Source organism: Limnofasciculus baicalensis BBK-W-15 (assembly GCF_024178385.1).
GTDB classification, from domain to species: domain Bacteria; phylum Cyanobacteriota; class Cyanobacteriia; order Cyanobacteriales; family Coleofasciculaceae; genus Limnofasciculus; species Limnofasciculus baicalensis.
On sequence record NZ_JAMZMM010000487.1, the window covers coordinates 1 to 3804 of the forward strand.

The window sequence follows — 3804 nt, forward strand, 5'->3', positions numbered from 1 at the left end:
CCATTCCCCCATACCTCAAAAAGTTGACCCTCTTGAATTAACATAATTTAAAGGGGCAAATTTTGCCTCTATTTCAGCGACCTCAATTTGAGGAGTCAACTACCCGTCGCTCACCCGTAGCGGTAGCAGCGTTGTAAGGTTGTGGGTTTCAGCCCATACCACCGTTATATGTCCAGAAGAAAAAAGACATTTCCGTGCGGTCATAAAGGATATGGTCAAGCCTGCCACCGATGCGAACAAGAACATAAAGCACGGGATGCTAAAAAACAGCAAAAGCAGGAGTGGGAGTCTACTTTCGCCGAGGATCCCATTGACTTAAAAGAGCTTCCGGCCCATGTCGTGGTCAAAGCTCGTATTATCATTGCTGGATTAGAAAGTCATAAGAATTACCGAGAATTTGGCGGGAAGCGGCTGCGCCACAACCGTTTTATTATTAGTATTCCCGTTACCCGCCACTACCGAATGCTCTGCTACGACAAAGGTAGCTTTGTTATTCCTCATGCTGTCTTGTCTCACGAAGATTACAACGTTGACAAGCCTGGGGGTTAGTTGTTGGTTGTTGGTTGTTGGTCATTGGTTATTGGTTATTGGCTTTTATAGCAACCGCCACAGCAGTTAGGATATTCTCAACTTGCAAATTTTAACAATTGGCTCTGGGCTCCTTGTCCTAGCCTCCTTAGCAATTGCTATGACTAACAACCAACAACCAACAACTAACAACTAACAACCAACAACCAACTGCATAAGCTTTGCTGCCTGAGAGTTAGGTACAAATGAGAGACACTTCTGACCTGAAATTAACTTTAGACTATTGGAGGTGAGACTAATGAATGAAGCGATTACCGACAATCTCAGCCAGGTAAAACCGCGATGAGTACTGGATCGAGATACTGGACAATTATTAAAATTGATGGGGCTGGAGGACGGAAAATTGAGCAGATTGACTCTGCTAAGGCGTTTTTCCTGACATCATTTCCAGAATTCACGGCTAGCACCGAAGTACCAGATACTCTGATTCAGCGTCAACTCCTCCATTGGCTGAAAGGGGGAATTAATGAATACACAGATGAGGGAATTTGTCAAGAGCTAGCAGGAACGAGTCAAAGAAAAGCGAATGAACCATGTTTTCTCGCCAAACTCTGTCTCAAATGCTTTATTTCTAGTCAAATTGAACGAGTTTGCCATCAATTGGCAGCGCAGTTTGGCGAAAATCACGGCTTTACCTACAGAGATTTATTGCCATTTGTTTTAGATGAGGATAACCGCAGAAACTATCAAGAGAAAAAAATAACTTATCAATCCTTCTTAGATGATATCGTGGATAGCTTCGATCCAAACCAAAGTAGTTTAGCCACCTGGACAACTCGGCGGGTAAAGTCTAACAAAGATATCAATGCTTTTTTACTCGAACAGGGGATTTATCTGGTTAGCGATTGGGCAATTCTTAATGATACCACTCCCAAACAAATAGAGCGAATTTTCGACCAGGTTTACCACCTAACAAGAGTAGAAGTTGAGGATGATAAACGAATTTTAGAAGGTTACCATGCCGTTTATCGCGCTCAAAGATTGAAACAGCGTCAAGCTGGAATCAAGGGAAAATGTCTATCCCCCACCTTAGAACAATTGCAGGAAATTAGTCAGGATTTATCCAATAAAACCAATCGGAATATTCCTCCAGCTATCCTCCTGACAAAACTGCAAAATATAGCATCTCGTTTGCGAGAATATCGGATTCGCGTGCGCGGTGGTAGTATACATTATGATGAAAGAGATCCAATTAGTTTAACGGAAACTATACCAGATCCTAATTCAGACATAGTTGACGATGAAACTGAATTTTTAAAACTATATCGCCAACAATTTCTCCATTGTTTAGATCTTGCAATTGCCCAAGTCACTGGGGAGCGCGTCAAAACCTTAGAAACCAGAGACAAAGAAAAAGCTCAAAAATTTATTATCGCTTTGCAGCTATTTCACTGTCAAGAGCTATCGATGTCAGAAATTGCCAAACAGCTAGAGTTAAAAGCTCAGTTTCATATCAGCCGCCTACTCAAACTTAAAGCTTTTCGTGCCGATGTACAACAACACTTGTTAATCTTATTACGCGATCGCGTTTTTGCCCAAGCGAAAGCCTATTCAGATTCTCAGCGCCTCCAAACCCTTCATCAGGAAATTGAATCAGCTCTCAACGAACAAATTGCTAATGTCATTCAGGAGGCGGCAATGGAAGCAAGTACAGCCACTATTGAAAAACATCATACCACGAGCAGCTTCTTTTCCCAAAGACTCTGCCATTACCTCGATATCAGGAGCAACTGTTATGAATAATTACTCTAATTTTACTACGGAAATGTTGCTTGATTTTGAAGTTTTACCTATAGAGACAATTCCTCTATCTCCAGTAGCAATTGATCGAGGAGCAAAACTATCTGCTCAAATTCCCAACGCACAACGGCAATGGCAAACTTATCTTAATGGTTTGGCGCTGTTTGGTTTCCAGGAATGGTTGGCACAGAGGGATTCATTGATCGAGATTGAGGTAGAAAAATCATCTCTATTTAAACCGGAAATTGCTAACTTCATTGAAGCGATTATTGATTTAAAAATCAATAATTTTAAACTTTGTTTAATTACTACTGGCAGTCTCACGAATGAAGAAATAACTATACCTAGAGCTATTGTCGATTTGCCAGAATTTGTGCCCCATTTCTATGTTTTAATGGAGGTGCAAGAAGAGGAGGAAATTGCTATTATTCGTGGTTTTTTATCTTACCATCAGCTTATTGAATTACGAGAAACGGTAAATTTACAGGCGGATGAAGATTGGACTTATCAATTACCCTTAACCTGGTTTGATGGAAATTGCCATCGCTTGTTGCTTAATTTGCGTTGTTTGTCCCCAAGTGCGATGCTGTTACCGACAGTACCAAATAATCGGCTAATGGAGCTTGCTAAAATCCGCTCGCATTTGGCAAGATTGTTACCTCAATTACAATCTCCAGAAAGTCAGCTATGGCAAGTTTTGACATGGGAAGAAGGGGCAGTTGTTCTCACGAGTCCAGAATTACTCAATTGGATTTATCAATTACAGAGTCAAGAAAAATCAGTTTCCAATCTTAATTTGACGAATTACCTATCAGATTTCCTGCAACTGTTAACTAAAAAAGCAATGAATGTGGGAAGTTGGTTATGGAATGAATTGGATGAATTAGGAAGAGAATCTTCCTGGCAATTACTACCTAATCTTACACCTGCTGCGGCTTTGCGATCTGGAAGGAGCAGTGCAACGCTATCGCCAACTGAAGAATTTGAGGTGATTATTAGAGAATTACACAATAATAATCTAGATATTCCCTCTGAAGCTAAAGGTGCTTATCGTAATCTGGAATTAGCCGGAGTTTCCTTGCGCTTGTATGCTCTTACTTGGGCTTTGGTATCTGGAGAAATTTCGGAGTGGACGTTATTACTTATTGTGGGAACACCATCAGGAATACCTATCCCTTATGGTTTGAAATTACGGGTTAGCGATCGAAGTGGTATTTTAGTGGAACAGGGATTAGATGTAGATGATAATTCGTCCTATTTATTTACTAGTGTAGTCGGTAATTGGGATGAAAAATTTCTGGCTACAGTTAGTTTAGGCTCGGTGATTGAAGAGACATTGCCTCCCTTTAGTTTTAATCCCTAATTATAGTGGCTAGGGAGTAGGGAGTTTTGAGTTTTGTTAGCGCAGCGGGACGAAGTCCGTTTTGAATTAAAACTCTCCTGCCCCCTTGTCTCCCTTGTCTCCCTTGTCTCCCT

3 protein-coding genes are annotated in these 3804 nt (G+C 41.0%); all 3 read left to right on the forward strand.

The annotated features are described in order from the left end of the window. Positions 1–168 precede the first annotated feature (168 nt). The 3 genes from NJ959_RS27040 (at position 169) to NJ959_RS27050 (ending at position 3691) form a co-directional block, all read left to right on the forward strand. Positions 169–549 carry a DUF7682 family zinc-binding protein gene (locus tag NJ959_RS27040; RefSeq protein ID WP_254014859.1) on the forward strand — a complete coding sequence of 127 codons (381 nt, stop codon included), beginning with the start codon at positions 169–171 and terminating at the stop codon, positions 547–549. Between the two features lie 321 nt (positions 550–870). Further along, positions 871–2331: a hypothetical protein gene (locus NJ959_RS27045; protein WP_254014860.1), complete on the forward strand. Its 1461-nt coding sequence runs from the start codon at positions 871–873 to the stop codon at positions 2329–2331. After that, positions 2324–3691, forward strand: a complete 1368-nt coding sequence (locus NJ959_RS27050; RefSeq protein WP_254014861.1) for a DUF1822 family protein — start codon at positions 2324–2326, stop codon at positions 3689–3691. Before NJ959_RS27045 ends, NJ959_RS27050 begins: the two co-directional genes overlap by 8 nt. Positions 3692–3804 lie beyond the last annotated feature (113 nt).